The following is an 18596-nucleotide window of genomic DNA, read 5'->3' as shown; positions in this document are numbered from 1 at the left end:
TGTAACTTGACCGCAAGGCCCGCTACCCGCCGAAATAGACGCCTGTTGCCAAAGGAAAACAATAATGGACCTTTCAAGCCTGCTGCTTTTCATCCCCGCCTGTTTCGCCCTGAACATGGCACCGGGGCCGAACAACCTGCTGTCGCTGCACAATGCCAGCCGTTACGGCCTGCGCACGGCCTGCGTGGCCGGTGGCGGGCGCATCGTCGCCTTCAGCGGCATGATCGCCCTGGCGGCCATGGGCCTGGCAGTGGTGCTGCACACCAGCGAATACCTGTTCCTGGCCATCAAGGTAGTGGGGGCGGCGTATCTATTCTATATCGCCTGGCAACTGTGGCGGGCACCGGTGGGCGAGGCGGTGGTGGCAAGTGATCACCCCCGCGGCACCTGGCGCCTGGTACGCCAGGAGTTCTGGGTGGCTGCCGGCAACCCGAAGGCGATCCTGATCTTCACCGCCTTCCTGCCGCAGTTCGTCTCGGTCGGCAGCGCCACCCCGGTGAGCGAGCAGTTCCTCTGGCTGGGTGTGCTGTTCATTTTGCTGGAATGGGCCGCCATCGCCATCTACGCCGGCCTGGGGGCGTACCTGCAGCGCTGGTTCAGCCAGCCCGGCCCACGCCGGCTGTTCAACCGGGTCAGCGCCTCCCTACTGGGCTGCGCCGGCCTCGGGCTGCTGGCTGCGCGCCGCGCTTAGTCGCGGTAGAAGGTCTGCACCAGGTGATAGCCGAACTTGCTCTTGATCGGCCCGTGAACCACGCGCAGAGGTTTTTTGAAGATCACCTGGTCGATGGCGCCGACCATCTGGCCGGGGCGGATTTCACCCAGGTCGCCGCCGCGCTTGCCCGAAGGGCAGATCGAGAACTTTTTTGCGAGCACGTCGAAAGCCTCGCCATTGGCGATGCGCTGCTTGAGCTTTTCGGCTTCGTCAGCGGTCTTGACCAGGATGTGGCGGGCTTGGGCTTTCATGGGGTACCTGTGCTTCGGGAGAGAAAATGGCGGCATTATGCCCAATGCCTGCCAAATAAGCACTTGGGGCTGCTATGCAGCCCATCGCCGGCAAGCCGGCTCCCACATGGACGGCGAAAATCTCGAAATCTGCGCTGTACCTGTGGGAGCTGGCTTGCCGGCGATGGGCCACAAAGTGGCCCCTTGCGACTACGCTGGCCCGCGCAATTCGACACGATCCCGGAACTGCTCCAGCGCCTCGGGGTTGGCCAGGGCATCGGTATTCTTCACCGGCAAGCCATGCACCACATTGCGAATCGCCAATTCCACCAGCTTGCCGCTGATGGTACGCGGGATGTCATCGACCTGGGCGATCACCGCCGGTACATGGCGGGGCGTGGTGTACTGGCGGATCACCTGGCGGATGTGCTGGCGCAGGGCCTCATCCAGCTGCAGGCCGTCACGCAGGCGAACGAACAGCACCACCCGCACGTCGCCTTGCCAGTCCTGGCCGATGGCCACGCTTTCCAGCACCTGCTCGACCTTTTCCACCTGGCGGTAGATCTCCGCCGTGCCAATGCGCACCCCGCCGGGGTTGAGCACGGCATCGGAGCGGCCATGAATCACCAGCCCGCCGTCGGCACGCTGTTCGGCATAGTCGCCCTGGGCCCACACCCCCGGGAATTGGCTGAAGTAGGCATCGTGATAGCGGCTGCCGTCCGTATCCTTCCAGAACCCCAGCGGCATCGACGGGAAGTTGCGCGTGCACACCAGCTCGCCTTTTTCGCCCTGCACCGGCTGGCCATGCTCGTTCCACACTTCCACCGCCATGCCCAGGCCCTTGCACTGGATCTCGCCACGGTGCACTGGCAGGGTCGGGTTGCCCAGCACGAAGCAGGAGACGATATCGGTGCCGCCGGACATCGACGCCAGGCACAGGTCGGCCTTGATCTTGCGGTACACGTAGTCGTAGCTGTGTGGCGACAGCGGCGAGCCGGTGGACAGTAGCAGGCGCAAGCGCGCCAGGCGATGGCTTGCCGCAGGTTCGAGGCCCGCCTGCTCCAGCGCCGCCAGGTACTTGGCGCTGGTGCCGAAGGCCTGGATGCCTTCGGCGTCGATCAGGTCCAGCAGCCGCTCGGGGCCGGGATGGAAGGGCGAGCCGTCGTACAGTACCAGCGTGGCGCCCACCGCCAGGCCGCTGGCCAGCCAGTTCCACATCATCCAGCCGCAGGTGGTGTAGTAGAACAGCACGTCATCGGCCTTCAGGTCGTTGTGCAGGCCATGTTCCTTCAGGTGTTGCAACAACACGCCGCCAGCGCGGTGGACGATGCACTTGGGTACGCCGGTGGTGCCACTGGAATACAGGATGTACAGCGGGTGATCGAAGGGCAGCGGGGTGAAGCGGGGTTCACCGCCGGGCTGAAAGAACTCGTCCCACAGGCTGACGTTGGCGGCCTGGAACTCGTCGGCGCGCGTCCCGCTGCGGGTATGGGGCACCACGATCAGCCGTTCCAGCCCGGGCAGTTGCGCGCACACCTGGTTGACCTTTTCCACCTGGTCGATGGCCTTGCCGGCGTACTGGTATCCGGCGCAGGCGATCAGCAGCTTGGGCTCGATCTGACCGAAGCGGTCGATGATGCCATGTACGCCAAACTCGGGCGAGGAGCTGGACCACACCGCACCGAGGCTGGTGCAGGCAAGCATGGCCACCAGCGTCTGCCAGGTATTGGGCATGACGGCGGCTACCCGGTCGCCGGGGACGATGCCGGCGGCCTTGAAGGCTGTTTGCAGGCCAGCTACCTGGGCGGCCAGCTGGGCATGGGTGAACAGCTGGCGTTGGCCGTCTTCGCGCACTGCGACCAGGGCCGGGCGGTCGTCGCGGCGGCGCAGCAGGTGTTCGGCGAAGTTGAGGGTGGCGTTGGTGAACCACCGGGCATCGGGCATCTGCGGCCCTTCGCTGAGCACCTGGCTCGGCGGGGTATGCCAGTGAACGTGGAAATAGTCGGCAAGGGTTTGCCAAAAGGCAGGGCGCTGCTCGATGCTCCAGCGGTGCAGCGCCTGGTAGTCGTCGAGTTGCAGGTTGTAGCGCAGGTTGACCCGGCGGCGGAAGGCATCCATCCGGCTGGCCTCGATCTGCGCCGTGGAGAGGCGCCAGAGCACATCGTTCATGCCGAACCTCCTGTTGCTGCCGGATGTAGGCCTTCCTCTGTAGGAGCGGCCTTGTGTCGCGATCGGGCTGCAAAGCAGCCCCGGCAATTTCTGCTGTAACGCTGAAATCCTGGGGCCGCGCTGCGGCCCTATCGCGACACAAGGCCGCTCCTACAAGAATCGCGAACGGCTCTGCGCGGCACAGAATGCCGCGCCGTTTACTCTACTTTAGCCTTTTGCACGTCCTGCGACGCGGTCCAGACGCGATAGCGCACTTCGACATCCTTGGGCACATACACCACCACCGGCAGCTTGCTGTTGTAGCGCAGCATGAAGCCTTCACCGACCACCGGCACGAAGGCCTCGGTCTTCTTGGCATCGGGGCAGGCCATCAGTGTGCTGGCCGGGCCGCTGACCTTGTCCAGGCGGTAGTAGCTGTAGCCCCAGCCTTCCAGGGTACGTTCCTCCAGGCTGCCGCCCAGGCGCTGGCGATTGCAGTCCACCTTCAGGGTCTTGCCGGCGAGGATTTCCAGTTGATAGGCCGATTCATCAGCCTGGGCCGGCAGGTGGATGACCTGCCGGATGAAGCCTTTTTCCGCCTCGGGGTAGGGCGCGACGTCCTTCAGGCTGGCTGCCATCGCGGGTGCGGCGGCAGCCAGGGTCAGGGCCAGGATCGCGGTCATCGGGGTTGGGCGCATAGGGCCTCCTTGCAGATAAACGAATGCAAGACCGTCGCCAGGCCCAGGCCGCCCGTCACTGGGCCAACCAGCCACCATCGACGTTCCAGGCGGCACCGCGAACCTGGCTACCGGCCTCGCTGCACAGGAATAGTACCAGCTCACCCAGGTGTTCGGGGGTGACGAAGGCCAGCGATGGCTGTTTTTCTGCCAGCAGATCGTGCTGTGCTTGCAGCGGATCGCCACCGTTGGCAGCACGATCGGCGATCTGCTTCTGCACCAGCGGGGTCAACACCCAGCCAGGGCAGATGGCATTGCAGGTGACGTTGCTGGTGGCGGTTTCCAGGCCTACCACCTTGGTCAGGCCGACCACGCCGTGCTTGGCCGCCACATAGGCCGCCTTGCCGGTGGAGCCGACCAGGCCATGCACCGAGGCGATGTTGATGATGCGCCCCCAGTTGCGCGCGCGCATGCCGGGCAGGGCCAGGCGCGTACCGTGGAACACGGCCGACAGGTTGAGGGCGATGATCTTGTCCCAGCTCTCCAGCGGAAACTGCTCCACCGGCGCCACGTGCTGGATCCCGGCGTTGTTGACCAGGATGTCGACGCCGCCGAACTCGCGCTCGGCCAGGGCGAACAGCGCTTCGATCTGGGCCACGTCCGACAGGTCGGCCGGGTGATGGACTGCCTTCCCCCCGTGCCGGGCGATCTCGGCCAGCGCCGGGGCTGGGTCGCCGAAGCCGTTGAGCACGATGTTGGCGCCTGCGCGGGCCAGCACCTGGGCAATGCCCAGGCCAATGCCGCTGGTGGAACCGGTGACGAGTGCGGTCTTACCTTTGAGGGTCATGCAAAGCTCCTTAGACGATGCCGGTGGCGTAGAACGTGGCAATGACCACGAACACCGCCAGGGTCTTGATCAGGGTAATACCGAAAATGTCCTTGTAGGCCTCGCGGTGGGTCAGCCCGGTCACGGCCAGCAGGGTGATGACCGCACCGTTGTGTGGCAGGGTGTCCATGCCACCGCTGGCCATCGCGGCCACCCGGTGCAGCACTTCGAGCGGGATGTTGGCGGCGTTGGCGGCGGCGATGAAGCTGTCGCCCATGGCCGCCAGGGCGATGCTCATGCCGCCCGAGGCCGAGCCGGTGATACCAGCCAGCAGGGTCACAGTGATGGCTTCGTTGACCAGTGGGTTGGGGATGCCGCGCAGGGCGTCGGCCAATACCAGAAAGCCCGGCAGCGATGCGATCACCGCGCCAAAACCGTATTCCGAGGCGGTGTTCATGGCCGCCAGCAAGGCACCGCCCACGGCGCTCTTGGTGCCTTCGGCCAGGCGGGTACGGATGGCGCCGAAGGCACACACCAGCACCATCAGGATGCCCACCAGCAACGCCGCCTGCACAGCCCAGATGGCCGTGAGCTTGGCCACATCGCTTTGCACCGGCGTGCTCATGCCGGGCAGTTGCAGGCTGTGGCTGGGGCCATACCATTGCGGGATCCAGTGGGTGAACAGCAAGTTCATCACCCCCACCAGCAGCAGCGGCGACAGGGCCAGCCACGGGTTGGGCAGCGCCAGGTCGGCAGCGGTTTCCGGTTCGTTGCGCAAGTCGCTGCCATAGCCTTCGCCGGCGCGCTGGGCCTTGTTGCGCTGGCGCTGCAGGTAGGCCATGCCGGCGCAGAACACGAACAGCGTGCCGATCAGGCCCAGCCAGGGCGCGGCCCAGGCGGTGGTGTTGAAGAAGGTGCTGGGGATGATGTTCTGGATCTGCGGTGTGCCGGGCAAGGCGTCCATGGTGAACGAGAAGGCGCCCAGGGCAATGGTTGCCGGGATCAGGCGCTTGGGGATGTTGCTCTGGCGGAACATTTCGGCGGCGAACGGGTACACCGCGAACACCACCACGAACAGCGACACGCCGCCGTAGGTGAGCAGGGCACAGACCAGCACGATAACCAGCATCGCCTGGCGGGTGCCGAGCACGCGAATGGCGGCAGCGACGATCGAGCGCGAGAAGCCGGACAGTTCGATCAGTTTGCCGAACACGGCCCCCAGCAGGAACACCGGGAAGTAGAGCTTGATGAAACCGACCATTTTCTCCATGAACACCCCGGTGAATGCGGGGGCCACGGCGGACGGGTCGGTGAGCAGTACCGCACCGAGGGCGGCGATGGGGGCGAAGAGGATTACGCTGTAGCCGCGGTAGGCAGCCAGCATCAGCAGGGCCAGAGCGGCGAGGGCGATGAGCACGGTCATCGGGTGGGTCTCCTGGGTGAGTCTTGTTTTTATCGGTGAGCAGGAGATAGCGGGAATCGTGCCAGATCTGTAAGTTGATGATTTTAAATGATTAATTTTGTTTTTCTAAGAATCCTGTCTACATTTTGAGACTGTAGGGGGCTGCTTTGCAGCCCATCGCCGGCAAGCCAGCTCCCACAGGGTTATCCAAAAGTTCTGAAAGCGGTGCGTTACCTTGTGGGAGCTGGCTTGCCAGCGATCGAGGGCGAAGACCTCGCAGCGATCTCAAATCAGAAACATAAGTCTCAAGTTAGAGACGAAATACCCAGCGCTACCATCTTCTTGTACAAGGTCGACCGCCCCAACCCCAATGCCTGCGCGGCCTGCGGCACATTTCCCGCATACTCGGCCAATGCCCCAACAATCAGCTTACGCTCAAACTCTTCACACGCCTCACGGTAAGTCTGGCGAGCAGGCGCAGCCGCTACCGGACTCAACGGCCCCAATGCCGCCCGTAGATCCGCCACCCCCAGCCGCGGCTGATCCGCCAGCAGCGTGGCCCGCTCCAGCACATTGCGCAGTTCGCGAATGTTCCCCGGCCATGCATGCCGCGCCAATAGCTGCTGCGCTTCGGCCTCAAGCTCATACTGGCTGCCCAGTTCGCCCAGGATGGCCTCGCACAGCGCCGGCAGGTCTTCCAGCCGCTGCCGCAGGGGCGGCACCTCGATCGGCAGCACATTCAGCCGGTAATACAGGTCGGCGCGGAATGCCCCGCGGGCGATGGCCGCCTGCAGGTCCATGGAGGTGGCGGCAATGATGCGCACATCACTGCGCAGCATCTGGTTCGAGCCTACCGGCTCGTACTCCTTCTCCTGCAACACCCGCAGCAGCTTGCTCTGCAGGGCCAGCGGCATGTCGCCGATCTCGTCGAGGAACAGCGTGCCGCCTTCGGCCAGCTGCAGCTTGCCGCTGCGGCCCTTGCGGTCGGCGCCGGTAAAGGCGCCGGGGGCGGTGCCGAAGAACTCGGCTTCCAGCAGTGTCTCGGGAATTGCCGCACTGTTGATGCTGACAAACGCCTTGTGGGCCCGCGCCGACGCCGCATGGATGGCATGGGCCAGCAGCTCCTTGCCGGTGCCGGTTTCGCCCAGCAGCAACACCGGCGAATCACTGCTTGCACCACGCCGGGCGCGGCGCTTGGCCTCCAGGCTGGTGGCGCTACTGCCGACAAACTGGGCGAAGCTGTACTTGGCCTGGCGGGCGCGCAACTGCGAGCGGGTCGAGGCCAGTTCCTGCTGCATGCTGGAGTAGCGCTTGAGCAGCGGCGACAGGCTGCGCAACTCATCGAACAGGGCAAAGCCGATGGCGCCGATCAGCGCACCCTGGTCGTCGTGGATGGGCAGGCGCATTACCACCAGCGGCTCGTTCGGGGTGTCGAGCATGTCCAGCAGGATCGGCCGACCATTGCTCACCACCTCGCGCATCAGGCTGCCCGGGATCACCGCCTCGCACGGCTGGCCGATGGCACTGGCGGCGTCGGCCAGGCCAAAGCGCCGGGCGTAGCGTTCGTTCATCCAGACGATGCGCGCCTGGCGGTCGACGATCACCGTGCCTTCGCTGGACTGTTCGATGATCTCGAACAGCGAGCGAATGGCCAGTTGCCGTACCTGGGGGTAGTCCTTGAGGCTGTCGCTGTCGTGCATGGGTAGAAATCCTGAAATCTGTAAAAGCAGGGCCGGCCTCTTCGCGGGCTTGCCCGCTCCCACAGGGTCACCACAAATCCTGAGGACTGCGGGGTACCTGTGGGAGCGGGCAAGCCCGCGAAGAGGCCAGACCTGAAAACCTATCCCCTGGGGTCGAACGCCTCGCGCAAGGCATCCCCGATAAACACCAGCAGCGACAGGATCACCGCCAGCGCAAAGAACGCGGTAAAGCCCAGCCATGGCGCCTCCAGGTGCTGTTTGCCCTGGGTCACCAGCTCACCCAGCGAAGCACTCCCGGCCGGCATGCCGAAACCGAGAAAATCCAGTGCAGTCAGGGTGGTGATCGCCCCGGTCAGCATGAACGGCACATAGGTCAGCGTTGCGTTCATGGCATTGGGCAGGATGTGCCGCAGCATCACCTGGCTGTCTGGCAACCCCAGCGCCCTTGCGGCCTTCACGTACTCCAGGTTGCGACCGCGCAGGAACTCGGCGCGTACCACATCGACCAGGGTCAGCCAGGAGAACAGCGCCATGATCCCCAGCAGCCACCAGAAGTCCGGCTCGACGAAGCCGCTGAGGATGATCAGCAGGTACAGCACCGGCAACCCCGACCACACTTCCAGCAGGCGCTGGCCGACCAGATCGACCCAGCCGCCGTGATAGCCTTGCAGGGCACCGGCCACCACCCCGATCAGCACGCTGACCACGGTCAGGGCGAAGGCGAACAGCAAGGATACCCGCATGCCATACAGCACCCGGGCCAGCACGTCGCGGCCCTGGTCGTCGGTGCCCAGCCAGTTGCTTGCGCTCGGCGGGCTGGGGGTGGGCACCTGCAGGTCGTAGTTGGGGGTATCGGCGCTGAACGGGATCGGTGCGAACAGCATCCAGCCATCTTGCTGCTCGATCAGCTGGCGTACGTAGGCGCTGCGGTAATCAGGCTGGAACGGCAGCTGGCCGCCGAACTGCTGCTCGGTGTAGCGCTTGAGCGCCGGCACGTACAGGTCGCCCTTGTAGCCCAGCAGCAGCGGTTTGTCGTTGGCCACCAGCTCGGCACACAGGCTCAGCAGCAGCAGGGCGGCGAACAGCCACAGCGAAACCCAGCCAAGGCGGTTGCGGCGAAAGCGTTGCAGGCGGCGACGCGAGATCGGCGAAAGCATCAGTGTGCCCTCGTGTCGAAGTCGATACGCGGGTCGAGCAGGGTGTACGACAGGTCACCGATCAGGCGGATCAGCAGGCCCGCCAGGGTGAAGATGAACAGCGTGCCGAACACCACCGGGTAATCCCGCGACACGGCCGCCTCGTAACTCATGCGGCCCAGGCCATCGAGCGAGAAGATCACCTCGATCAGCAACGAGCCGGCGAAGAACACCGTGATCAACGCCTGCGGCAACCCGGCCACCACCAGCAGCATGGCATTGCGCAGCACGTGGCCATACAGCACCCGGCGCTCGCTCAGGCCCTTGGCGCGGGCGGTAACCACGTATTGCCGGGAAATCTCGTCGAGGAAGGCGTTCTTGGTCAGCAGCGTCAGGGTGGCGAAGCCGCCGATCACCAGGGCGCCGACCGGCAGCACCAGGTGCCAGAAGTAGTCGGCGACCTTGCCCAGCAGGCTGAGCTCGTCGAAGTTGTCCGAGACCAGGCCGCGCACCGGGAACCAGCTGAGCGAGGTGCCGCCGGCGAACAGCACGATCAGCAACAGGGCGAACAGGAACGAGGGCAGGGCATAGCCGACCACGATCAGCGCGCTGCTCCAGGCATCGAAGCGGCTGCCATGGCGCACCGCCTTGCGGATGCCCAGCGGGATCGACACCAGGTAGGTGATCAGCGTGGCCCAGAAGCCCAGCGACAGGGTGACCGGCAACTTGTCGAGGATCAGGTCGGTGACCTTGGCGCCGCGGAAGAAGCTGTTGCCGAAGTCCAGCCGGGCGTACTGGCCCAGCATCAACCACAGGCGCTCGGGGGCGGACTTGTCGAAGCCGTACTGGCGCTTGATTTCCTCGATCAGTTTCGGGTCCAGGCCACGGGTGGCTCGTGACTCGCCGTGCACCACCTCGGCCCGGGCACCAGGAGCGCCGCCGCCGATGCCTTGCAGGCGTGCCACCGCCTGTTCCACCGGGCCGCCCGGTGCAGCCTGGACTATGGCGAAGTTGACCAGCAGGATCGCCAGCAGGGTCGGGATGATCAGCAACAGGCGGCGCAGGATGTAGGTGGTCATGGCGAGGACTTCCGGCGTTCGGCCATTTGCGCGTTGGTCAGCGCGGTGGGGCTGACTTCCCACCAGGTGTCCAGGCCTTCGTCATAGGCAGCCTGGACCTTGGGCAGGCCGAAGCGGTTCCACCAGGCGGTGGAGCTGCCGGGTGGGTAGTAGTTGGGGATCCAGTAGTAGTTCCATTGCAGCACCCGGTCCAGGGCATGGGCGTGGTGCAGCATGTCGGCCTGGCTGTCGGCGCGCACCAGGCCGTCGATCAGGTGGTCCACGGCGGGGTCCTGCAGCACCATCAGGTTGTTCGAACCAGGGTCGTGGGCTGCTGCCGAGCCAAAATAGTTGTACAGCTCGGCGCCGGGCGACAGGGTGACCGGGTAGCCGGTCACGATCATGTCGTAGTCACGTGCCATCAGGCGGTTGACGTACTGGGCCGAATCGACGTTGCGGATGTCCAGTGTCACGCCAATCTGTGCCAGGTTGCGCTTCCACGGCAGCAACAGGCGCTCCATGCCTGCCTGGCCGTTGAGGAAGGTGAACGCCAGCGGCGTGCCCTGGCTGTTTACCAGCCTGTCGCCCTCGGGGCGCCAGCCGGCTTGTTCGAGCAGCGCCAGTGCCTCCAGCTGTTGCTTGCGGACGATCCCCGAGCCATCGGTGACCGGGGCGGTGAACACGGTACTGAAGACTTCGTCCGGCACCTTGCCGCGCAAAGGCTCGAGCAATTTCAACTCGCCGGCATCCGGCAGTTGTCGGGCAGCCAGCGGGGTATTGGAGAACACGCTCTGCTGGCGGATGTACATGTTGCGCATCATCTGCCGGTTGCTCCATTCATAGTCCCACAGCATGCCCAGCGCCTGGCGCACGCGGCGGTCCTTGAACTGCGGCCGGTCGAGGTTGAACACGAAGCCTTGGGCCACCTGCGGTTTGGCCGGGCCCAGGTGGGCGCGCTGCAGGCGCCCGTCGTCCAGTTGCGCGCCGTTGTAGCCCAGGGTGTAGGCGGTGGCGGAGAATTCGCGGTTGTAATCGTAGCCGCCGCCCTTGAGCACTTGTCGCGCCACCTCGGTATCACCGAAGTACTCGATGCGCAGCTTGGCGAAATTGTAGCGGCCACGGCTGACCGGCAGATCGCGCGCCCACCAGTTGGCGTCGCGCTCGAAGGTGATGCTGCGGCCGTTGTCGATGCGCCCGATACGGTACGGCCCGCTGCCGACCGGCTTGTCGAAGCCGGCGCCGTTGGCGAAATCGCGCTGCTGCCAGTCGTGCTCGGGCAGTACCGGCAGGCTGGCGAGGTCCAGCGGCAGGGTGCGGCCGTGGTCGGGCTTGAAGTCGAAGCGCACGCTGTGCGGGTTTTCCACGATAACGGCGGCAACATCGGCGAACTGGGTGCGGTACTTGAGGCTGCCCTTGCTCATCAGCAGCTCGAAGGTAAAGCGTACGTCCTCGGCGCGCACTGGCTTGCCATCGGCGAATGTGGCGCGCGGGTCGATCTCGAACCGCAACCAGGCATCCTCCGGACCGCGCTCCATGCGCCGGGCGATCAGGCCGTAGACGGTGTAGGGTTCATCGAACGAGCGCACCGCCAGTGGTGCGTACAGCAGGCCATCGACCTCGCTGACACCGATGCCTTTGTCGATGTACGGCAGAATATGGTCGAACTGGCCGATCTCGATGGCCGAACGGCGCAGGATGCCACCTTTGGGGGCGTCGGGGTTGACGTAGTCGAAATGCTGGAAGCTGGCGTTGTAGCGGGGGGCTTCGCCGTAGACGGTGAGGGCGTGGGTGGAGGCGGCGTCGGCGTTGACGCCAATGCAAAGCAAAAACAGCCAACACAAGACCTGTGGGAGCGGGTTTACCCGCGAATGCGTCCGTCCATGCAACGCCGTTGCCTGATCAGGCGCATTCGCGGGTAAACCCGCTCCCACAAGGGATTTCATCGGCTGCGCGGACTTAGTCCTGGCGGCTGGTCACTTCCAGCAGGTGGTAGCCGAACTGGGTCTTCACCGGGCCTTGCACGGTATTGACCGGGGCGCTGAACACCACGGTATCGAATTCCTTGACCATCTGGCCTGGGCCGAACGAGCCCAGGTCACCGCCCTGGCGGCTGGACGGGCAGGTGGAGTTGGCTTTGGCGATTTCAGCGAAGTCGGCGCCTGCTTCGATCTGGGCTTTCAGTTCGTTGCATTTGTCTTCGCTGCTGACCAGGATGTGGCGGGCGGTTGCACGGGCCATGGATACTGCTCCTTGGGGTAAAAAAGGCAAGCCTAGCGCACTTGTCCGGGGTATGTCTCGCCAGGCTTGCAACCCGCTGCCTAGAGTTTTTGTGCCGCCTCGCGCAACAGGGTTTCGGTCGAGGCCCAGCCCAGGCAACCGTCGGTGATCGACACGCCGTATTTCAGCGCGCCCTTGCCCAGCACCTGGCAGCCGTCGAACAGGTGCCCTTCGATCATCACCCCGACGATCGAGCGGTCGCCAGCCAGGCGCTGCTCCAGCACATCGTTGAATACCGCCGGCTGGCGCGCCGGGTCCTTGCCGCTGTTGGCATGGCTGCAATCGACCATGATCCGCGCCTGCAACCCGGCCTTGGCCAGCGCCTGCCGGGCCATGGCGATGCTGTCGGCGTCAAAGTTCGGGCCCTTGTGGCCGCCGCGCAGCACCAGGTGGGTGTCCGCGTTGCCCAAGGTCTCGATGATGGCCGGGTAGCCTTGCGCATCCATGCCGAAGTGGCGGTGCGGATGGGCGGCGCTGCGCATGGCGTCGCTGGCGATGGCGATGCCACCGTCGGTGCCGTTCTTGAAGCCGACCGGCAACTCCAGGCCACTGACCATTTCGCGGTGGATTTGCGACTCGGTAGTGCGCGCACCAATCGCGGCCCAGGCCAGAAGGTCATCGAAGTAGCCGGCGGCCATTGGCTGCAGCAATTCGGTGGCGACCGGCAGGCCGCGTTCGATCATGTTCAGCATCAGCCCGCGGGACAGGGCGATGCCGGCGTGCATGTCGTCGCTGCCATCGAGGTGCGGGTCGTAGGCCAGGCCTTTCCAGCCGACCGTGGTGCGGGGTTTTTCGACGTAGGCGCGCATCACCAACAGCAGCTTGTCGTCGACTTCGCGGCTGAGGGCGGCCAGGCGGTCGGCGTATTCCAGGGCCGAGCGCGGGTCGTGGATCGAGCACGGGCCAACGATCACCAGCAGGCGCTGGTCGCGGCCTTCGAGGATGTCGCGGATGGCCTGGCGGTGGGCATGGACTTGCTGGGTAAGTTCGCTCGACAGCGGCATTTGCTGCTTGAGCAGGTGCGGGCTGGGCAGGCGCTGGCTGACGGTGGTGTTGGCTGCTTGCGGCTGGGTCAGGGCGAGGCTGGAAGCTTGCATGGCGTTTTTCCCTGGGCGGACGGCGGGTTCTGGCCCGCGTGGTCGGCCCTATCGAGGTGTTCGACAGATCGTTGAATTCGTATTGGTTGCTGCATTGCCACCTGTGCAAGACCGAACGGAGGCGGCAGGCTGGCCCGAACGGGATTGGCTAAATCGCCAGGCGAAGGTGTTGGCGTAGTAATAGGTGGCGTAGTTCATGAATCTGTCCTCAATGTGAATCGGTGTTGTTCAAAGGCCTGAAAAGCAAAACCCCCGGTCGGGGAGCCGACCGGGGGTTTGAGTATTCTCATGTTCGGCGGCCCCTCGAAGGTGGGCGCCGTGTGGGTATCGGCGCCTAGTGGCTAAACCAATACCCGAAGTAATAGCTGGCAGGTGCCACGCAGCCGGCAACGGCCAGCACAGGGCGCAGGGTGCGACCGGTGTGGTTGGCGTGGTTGCGGGTGTGTTTCGGCATGTTGCTCTCCAGTGAATGAGCCCGAGCTTACTTCAGTTCGGCTGAGCCATTCAATGGATAAATGCTATGGCGGTGATCAATTGTTCCTGTACCGCTTGGTTCAATGGCCATAGCGCCCGACCAGGCTCTGCGCCCCTAGCGCGTGGCCTTGCAGCAGTTGCAGCAGGCCGCTGCGGTCCAGGCCTTCGGGCAGGGTGCCCAATGGCAGGTCGGTGGCAATCAGCGTCAGCGCGTAGTGGTGCGGGTTGTCGCCGGCGGGTGGGCAGGGGCCTCGGTAGCTGAGCGTGCCCCGCGAATTGCGCCCCACCGTCACCCCTTGCCCGGTCAGCCCTGCGACGCCTTCCTTCAGCCCATCCTGGGCCGGGTCGATGTTGTAGGCGAGCCAGTGAACCACGCCAATACCTTTGCCGCCGTCTGGGTCGAACATGATCAGTGCCAGCGACTGGGTGCCTGCGGGGAGGTTTTCCCAGCTCAGTTGCGGAGTGCGCTCTTCACCAGCACCGCAGGCCGGGTCCGGGCCAACCTGTTGCAAGGCGATCACGCCACCATCGGTGAAAGAAGATGAGCTGATCGACAGCGCGCCCTGGCCGCCGGCGACGGCCAAGGCGCTGCATGGCAGCAGGGCGGTGAGCAGCCAGGTTTTGAGGTTCATGGTGAATCCTCGGCAGGGCGTTCCGGCGCAGTGTAGCCCAGGCCGGCCTCAATGGCTGTCCTGGTCCTCGGCGGTGCCCCCCGAATGCCCGGCGCCGGAGCCGGTGGCTTCGCCGGTGCTGTTGGAGCCGCCAGCGGCGCCGTCGGCAGCATCGCTGTTGCTGCCGGTGTCGCTGCTGTCGTTGGCTTTGCTGCTGCCAGGGCTGTTGACGCTGCTGTCTTCACCGGCGGTCTTGCCACCCTGCTGGTCGGTTTGCGGGCGGCTATCGGTGTCTGTGTCGGTTGCGGCGAAGCTGGTGCCAGTGACGCTGGCCAGGGCGAGGGCAAGGCACAGAGAGAAGGGGCGAATGCGGATCATGGAACGTCTCCTTAGCGGATGATCTGTCATTCGTTGGGCTGGAGGCGGGAGGTGGGGTGCCGTCTGGGCGACGGGTGGTCATCCCAGGGGGTTGCCGTGCAGCCCGCTCGCGACGCAAGGCCGATTGCAAAGGGGGCCGCGCAGGCCCCGAACAAAGCGATCAGCGGCAGTTGCCCGCCTTGCGATAACCCGCTGCCTGCGCCTCACCCTCGGTGGCGAAGGTGACTTGGTTCTTCGCGGTAACCTGGGTATAGCCCGGGCAGCCGACGGAAAGGTGATAGACGTGGCTGTTGCGGTTGCCAAGCACCGCCCCCACCGACCCAGTACTGGCCAGGCTCGGCTTGGCCTCAGGCTTGGCGGCCTTCGCCGGCACCGCCTGCACCACACCGCCGCCGACCGGCTTGTAGTTGGCAGTCCATTTGCGTTCCCCGGTCACGAAGGGGTTGGCATGCCCCATGATCGCGGCAATGCGCCGGTTACGCTCCTTCTCCCAAGCCGAAACCGGGTGCTGTTTGTCCCAGGCCATCAGCAACTGCTGCTGTTGGCGCGACATGCTCAGCTTGTAACGGTCGTACATGTAGAAGGTGGTGCGGGCGACCAGGCCTTTCACTTCGTCACGTGGTTCGGCAGCACGCTGCACGAAGTCGACCTTGGTGGAGCACTGGCCGTATTGCCCTGCATTGCCGGCAACCATGCCGTAGTTGAAATTGCTGCGGTCGCCGTTGACCTCGCCCACAGCCGGGTACAGGTTGAACAGGTCGGCCTCCATGGCGCGGAACACCGGGTCGTCATCCACGCAATGCTCGCGGCCACCGTTCTTCCAGCACTGGCGCTGGTTGCCGAAGGTATGGGCCGGCACGATGTGTTCCCATTCGGTGCGTTCGGCGCGGTTCTGCTGCTTGCGGGTCTGGTAGCCGCATGATGCAGCATCGATACGCCCGCCAGACTTGCCCACCCAGGCCCATTTGCAACCGCAGTACAGGTCGCCCATGGCACTGCTGGCCTGGTCCATGTACACCTTCTGCTTGGCCACCACCTTGGCTTCGGTGAAGGTCGCCGGTGGGCTGGCAAGGGCGGGTAGGGTAAAGGAAAACAGTAAGGATACGGCGTAAAGCAGTGATTTCATGGGAAAAACATATTTCAGGTTGGGGCATGCATTGTAATCATTTCTTTGGGGCTGGCCAGCTCGCTGATCCACACCAGTGGGCGGCGCGGGTCGTCGCTGCCCATGCTGCTGAACGTGGCCGAGTCGAGCATGGCCTTGAGTTGGGTGGCCATGCGCAGCAGGCGCTCGATGAAGCCGGTGCCGACGGCGCCGGTGTCCTCCAGGGAAACACCGCTCTGGTTGTGCTGGATTGCCAGGTGGTAGTGGCTGACCCCGGCACCGTTGCTACTACCGCCCAGTACCACGGTGAAGCGCGGGCCGAGCAGCCCGGCCAGGCGCTGCTGGACCAGGTCGAGTAGCGCGACCGGGACTTCGTCGGGGCGCAGTGAAGTGGGGAAGCATGGTGTGAAGGGTGGCATGGGCATGTCCTGCTGGGCGGGGTACGAGTCCTGGCCAGCTTAAGCAAGGTCACTGTCAACTTGGGTTAAGCAGGAGTAAAAGCGGGTAATGCTCAACGCCTGCGCGTTACGGCATCAGGGATTAGAAGGTCTGCCCCAGCGAGAACCGATGATCTGGGTTTCTGCCCCGTCCGGCTTCTTCAGCGGTGCCGCCAGGCTGAAACTCAACGGCCCCATTGGGCTGTACCAGGTCACGCCAACCCCCAGCGACACGGCCATCTGTGCCAGGTCCACGCTGCCGCAGGCAAACTCTGCGTGAGCAAGGCCGCTCCAAGGGAACTGCACTTATTGAATTAGCAGGGCCCCTGTGGGAGCGGCTTTAGCCGCGAACACCGGCGCAGCCGGTGCCATGCACTGCGTTGGATTCTTCGCGGCTAAAGCCGCTCCCACAGGGGATCGCAATCGCAATAAAGGCTTCAAGGCGTGAGGGTCGGCACGAACATGCCCGTCTTCACATTGCTCATCGACACCAGCGTCTTGAAGCGCTTGACGTTGTTGCTCTCGAAGAACAGTTCGCGCGTCAGCTGGGTGTACTGCTCCATGTGGCGCACCAGCATGATCAGCACGAAATCGCATTCCCCGGCCACGTAGTAGCACTGCTGCACCTGCGGGCAGGCGAGGAAGGTGCGTTTCATCTCGTCCAGCAGGTCCAGCCGCTCGTTCTCCACTTCAACCTCGGTGATCACCGTCAGCGTGTACCCAAGCTGCTCCGGGTTCACCTGTGCCACCGTGCCACGGATCACGCCGTCGGCCGCCAGCTTCTTCAACCGCCGATTGACCGCAGCCGAGGACAGGTTGACCTGCGCACCGAGGTCCAGCTGTGAAGTACCAGCGTCGCGCTGCATGGCATCGAGCAGGGCCAGGTCGAAGTGATCGAGGGGCATGAAGGGGCCTCTGTAGGTAAACAGCGGTAAACGCCGGGAATGCGTAATAAAAGTGCGTGCGAAGGCCAAAAATCAAGCTTTTCGTACATGGTGAGCGAATAGAATTCTCCCATGAACAAAAACGACGGTGTAGAGCCTAGGCTTTGCACCCCTGGGAGAAACGGTTGATGAATGCGAGTACCCCACTGCAACTGAACGGCGCTTTGCTGCTGCAGCAGATCCGTGCACTCGGCCAGGTAGGCGCTGACGCCACCCACGGCGGGCGTACCCGGATTGCCCTGAGCGATGCCGAAAAGGCCGGGCGCGACCTGCTGGTCGGTTGGATGCGCGAACTTGACCTCGACGTGCAGGTCGACCGCATCGGCAACATTTTCGGTACTTTGCGCGCTGCCGCCGACAGCGGTGAGCAACGCCCACTGATGATGGGTTCGCACATCGATACCGTCACCAACGCCGGAGCCCTGGATGGCTGCTATGGCGTGCTGGCCGGGTTGGCGGTGATTCGGGCCTACCGTGATGCCGGGCGCTTGCCTGAGCGTTCGATCACGGTCGGCGCATTCACCAATGAAGAGGGTGTGCGCTACCAGCCCGACATGATGGGCTCACTGGTATATGCCGGCGGCCTGCCCTTGCAGCAGGCGCTGGACACCCTTGGCACCGACGGTACGCGGCTTGGCGATGAACTGGCGCGCATCGGCTATGCCGGCACGCTGGAGCCTGGCGCCATCGTGCCGCATGAATACCTCGAACTGCATATCGAGCAGGGGCCGATCCTCGACGCCGAGAACACCCTGATTGGCGTGGTCGAGAACCTGCAGGGCATTTCCTGGCAGCAAGTAGAGGTGAAAGGGCACGCCAACCATGCCGGCACCACGCCGACCCACCTGCGTCATGACGCAGGCTTCGTCGCCAGTGCCATCGTTGCCGAGTTGCGCGCCATGGCCGTGGATTCCGGCACGACCCTGGCCACGGTGGGCTGCATGCAGTTCGAGCCGAACGTGATCAACGTCATCCCGCGCAAGGCCACCTTCACCGTCGACCTGCGCGACCCCGACGAAACTTGCCTGGCTTACGCCGAAAACCGCCTGAGCCAATACCTGGAGGCGCTCGCCGAGCGTGAAGGGGTGACCATTACCACCGAACGCCTGGTGCGGTTCGAACCGGTGATCTTCGACGCAGGCTTGGCCGATGCCATAGAAGCCTCGGCGCAGCGTTTCGGCTTCAGCCACCGACGCATGACCTCTGGCGCCGGCCACGACGCGCAAATGATCGCCCGCATTGCCCCCGCCGCAATGATCTTCGTGCCCAGCCAGGGTGGCATCAGCCACAACCCGCGCGAGCATACCGACGACGCACAACTGATCCAGGGCGCCCAGGTGCTGCTGGATGTGGTCAGCCGTCGCCTGACCCACCCCTGATCCCC

18 protein-coding genes and 1 pseudogene are annotated in these 18596 nt (G+C 64.5%); 2 read left to right on the top strand and 17 right to left on the bottom strand.

The features are described 5' to 3' along the window. Window positions 1–64 precede the first annotated feature (64 nt). Window positions 65–691 (top strand): LysE family translocator, encoded by a 627-nt coding sequence (locus tag RIN61_RS25780; protein ID WP_215520856.1) that lies wholly within the window; start codon window positions 65–67, stop codon window positions 689–691. On the opposite strand, the gene RIN61_RS25775 is transcribed toward RIN61_RS25780, so the two are convergent. The 17 genes and pseudogenes from RIN61_RS25775 to RIN61_RS25695 form a co-directional block, all read right to left on the bottom strand. Next, entirely contained in the window at window positions 688–963 is a 276-nt protein-coding gene (locus tag RIN61_RS25775; protein WP_016715601.1) for a peptidylprolyl isomerase, read from the bottom strand. The genes RIN61_RS25780 and RIN61_RS25775 overlap by 4 nt on opposite strands. 189 nt (window positions 964–1152) lie before the next feature. Then, entirely contained in the window at window positions 1153–3111 is a 1959-nt protein-coding gene (locus RIN61_RS25770) for an acetoacetate--CoA ligase (protein ID WP_313854950.1), read from the bottom strand. Window positions 3112–3308: 197 nt separating this feature from the next. Beyond that, window positions 3309–3788, bottom strand: coding sequence for a serine protease inhibitor ecotin (gene eco / locus RIN61_RS25765; protein ID WP_313854948.1), 480 nt, complete (start codon window positions 3786–3788; stop codon window positions 3309–3311). A gap of 55 nt (window positions 3789–3843) precedes the next feature. After that, on the bottom strand, window positions 3844–4614 hold the full coding sequence (gene hbdH / locus RIN61_RS25760; protein ID WP_313854946.1) for a 3-hydroxybutyrate dehydrogenase: 771 nt from the start codon (window positions 4612–4614) through the stop codon (window positions 3844–3846). 10 nt (window positions 4615–4624) lie between these two features. After that, entirely contained in the window at window positions 4625–6016 is a 1392-nt protein-coding gene (locus tag RIN61_RS25755; RefSeq protein ID WP_112253395.1) for a GntP family permease, read from the bottom strand. A gap of 284 nt (window positions 6017–6300) precedes the next feature. Beyond that, a complete protein-coding gene (locus RIN61_RS25750; RefSeq protein ID WP_313854943.1) occupies window positions 6301–7695 on the bottom strand; it encodes a sigma-54 interaction domain-containing protein in 1395 nt (464 codons plus the stop codon). Between the two features lie 140 nt (window positions 7696–7835). After that, complete coding sequence (locus RIN61_RS25745) at window positions 7836–8852, bottom strand: ABC transporter permease (protein WP_112253397.1); 1017 nt, start codon at window positions 8850–8852, stop codon at window positions 7836–7838. Continuing rightward, a complete protein-coding gene (locus tag RIN61_RS25740) occupies window positions 8852–9910 on the bottom strand; it encodes a microcin C ABC transporter permease YejB (protein WP_112253398.1) in 1059 nt (352 codons plus the stop codon). The genes RIN61_RS25745 and RIN61_RS25740 overlap by 1 nt, the downstream gene beginning before the upstream one ends. Beyond that, on the bottom strand, window positions 9907–11832 hold the full coding sequence (locus RIN61_RS25735; RefSeq protein ID WP_313854940.1) for an extracellular solute-binding protein: 1926 nt from the start codon (window positions 11830–11832) through the stop codon (window positions 9907–9909). The genes RIN61_RS25740 and RIN61_RS25735 overlap by 4 nt, the downstream gene beginning before the upstream one ends. A gap of 13 nt (window positions 11833–11845) precedes the next feature. Next, complete coding sequence (locus RIN61_RS25730; protein WP_003248318.1) at window positions 11846–12127, bottom strand: peptidylprolyl isomerase; 282 nt, start codon at window positions 12125–12127, stop codon at window positions 11846–11848. A gap of 80 nt (window positions 12128–12207) precedes the next feature. After that, window positions 12208–13263 (bottom strand): 3-deoxy-7-phosphoheptulonate synthase, encoded by a 1056-nt coding sequence (locus tag RIN61_RS25725; protein ID WP_207877851.1) that lies wholly within the window; start codon window positions 13261–13263, stop codon window positions 12208–12210. Window positions 13264–13817: 554 nt separating this feature from the next. Further along, complete coding sequence (locus tag RIN61_RS25720; RefSeq protein WP_207877849.1) at window positions 13818–14369, bottom strand: YbhB/YbcL family Raf kinase inhibitor-like protein; 552 nt, start codon at window positions 14367–14369, stop codon at window positions 13818–13820. 48 nt (window positions 14370–14417) lie between these two features. After that, window positions 14418–14726, bottom strand: a complete 309-nt coding sequence (locus RIN61_RS25715; protein ID WP_112253401.1) for a hypothetical protein — start codon at window positions 14724–14726, stop codon at window positions 14418–14420. A gap of 160 nt (window positions 14727–14886) precedes the next feature. Continuing rightward, window positions 14887–15852: an endonuclease gene (locus RIN61_RS25710; RefSeq protein WP_207877847.1), complete on the bottom strand. Its 966-nt coding sequence runs from the start codon at window positions 15850–15852 to the stop codon at window positions 14887–14889. 14 nt (window positions 15853–15866) lie between these two features. After that, window positions 15867–16250 (bottom strand): hypothetical protein, encoded by a 384-nt coding sequence (locus RIN61_RS25705; protein WP_112253403.1) that lies wholly within the window; start codon window positions 16248–16250, stop codon window positions 15867–15869. Between the two features lie 121 nt (window positions 16251–16371). Further along, window positions 16372–16532: pseudogene (locus tag RIN61_RS25700) on the bottom strand (BamA/TamA family outer membrane protein); the annotation flags it as partial. Between the two features lie 173 nt (window positions 16533–16705). Then, window positions 16706–17173 (bottom strand): Lrp/AsnC family transcriptional regulator, encoded by a 468-nt coding sequence (locus RIN61_RS25695; protein ID WP_112253404.1) that lies wholly within the window; start codon window positions 17171–17173, stop codon window positions 16706–16708. 167 nt (window positions 17174–17340) lie between these two features. Here RIN61_RS25695 and RIN61_RS25690 point away from each other — a divergent pair, with 167 nt between their 5' ends. Next, window positions 17341–18591: a Zn-dependent hydrolase gene (locus RIN61_RS25690; protein WP_112253405.1), complete on the top strand. Its 1251-nt coding sequence runs from the start codon at window positions 17341–17343 to the stop codon at window positions 18589–18591. The last annotated feature ends 5 nt before the right edge of the window (window positions 18592–18596 follow it).

Source organism: Pseudomonas inefficax, from assembly GCF_032164165.1.
Lineage (GTDB): Bacteria > Pseudomonadota > Gammaproteobacteria > Pseudomonadales > Pseudomonadaceae > Aquipseudomonas > Aquipseudomonas inefficax.
This window is presented reverse-complemented; position numbering and strand designations above follow the sequence as displayed.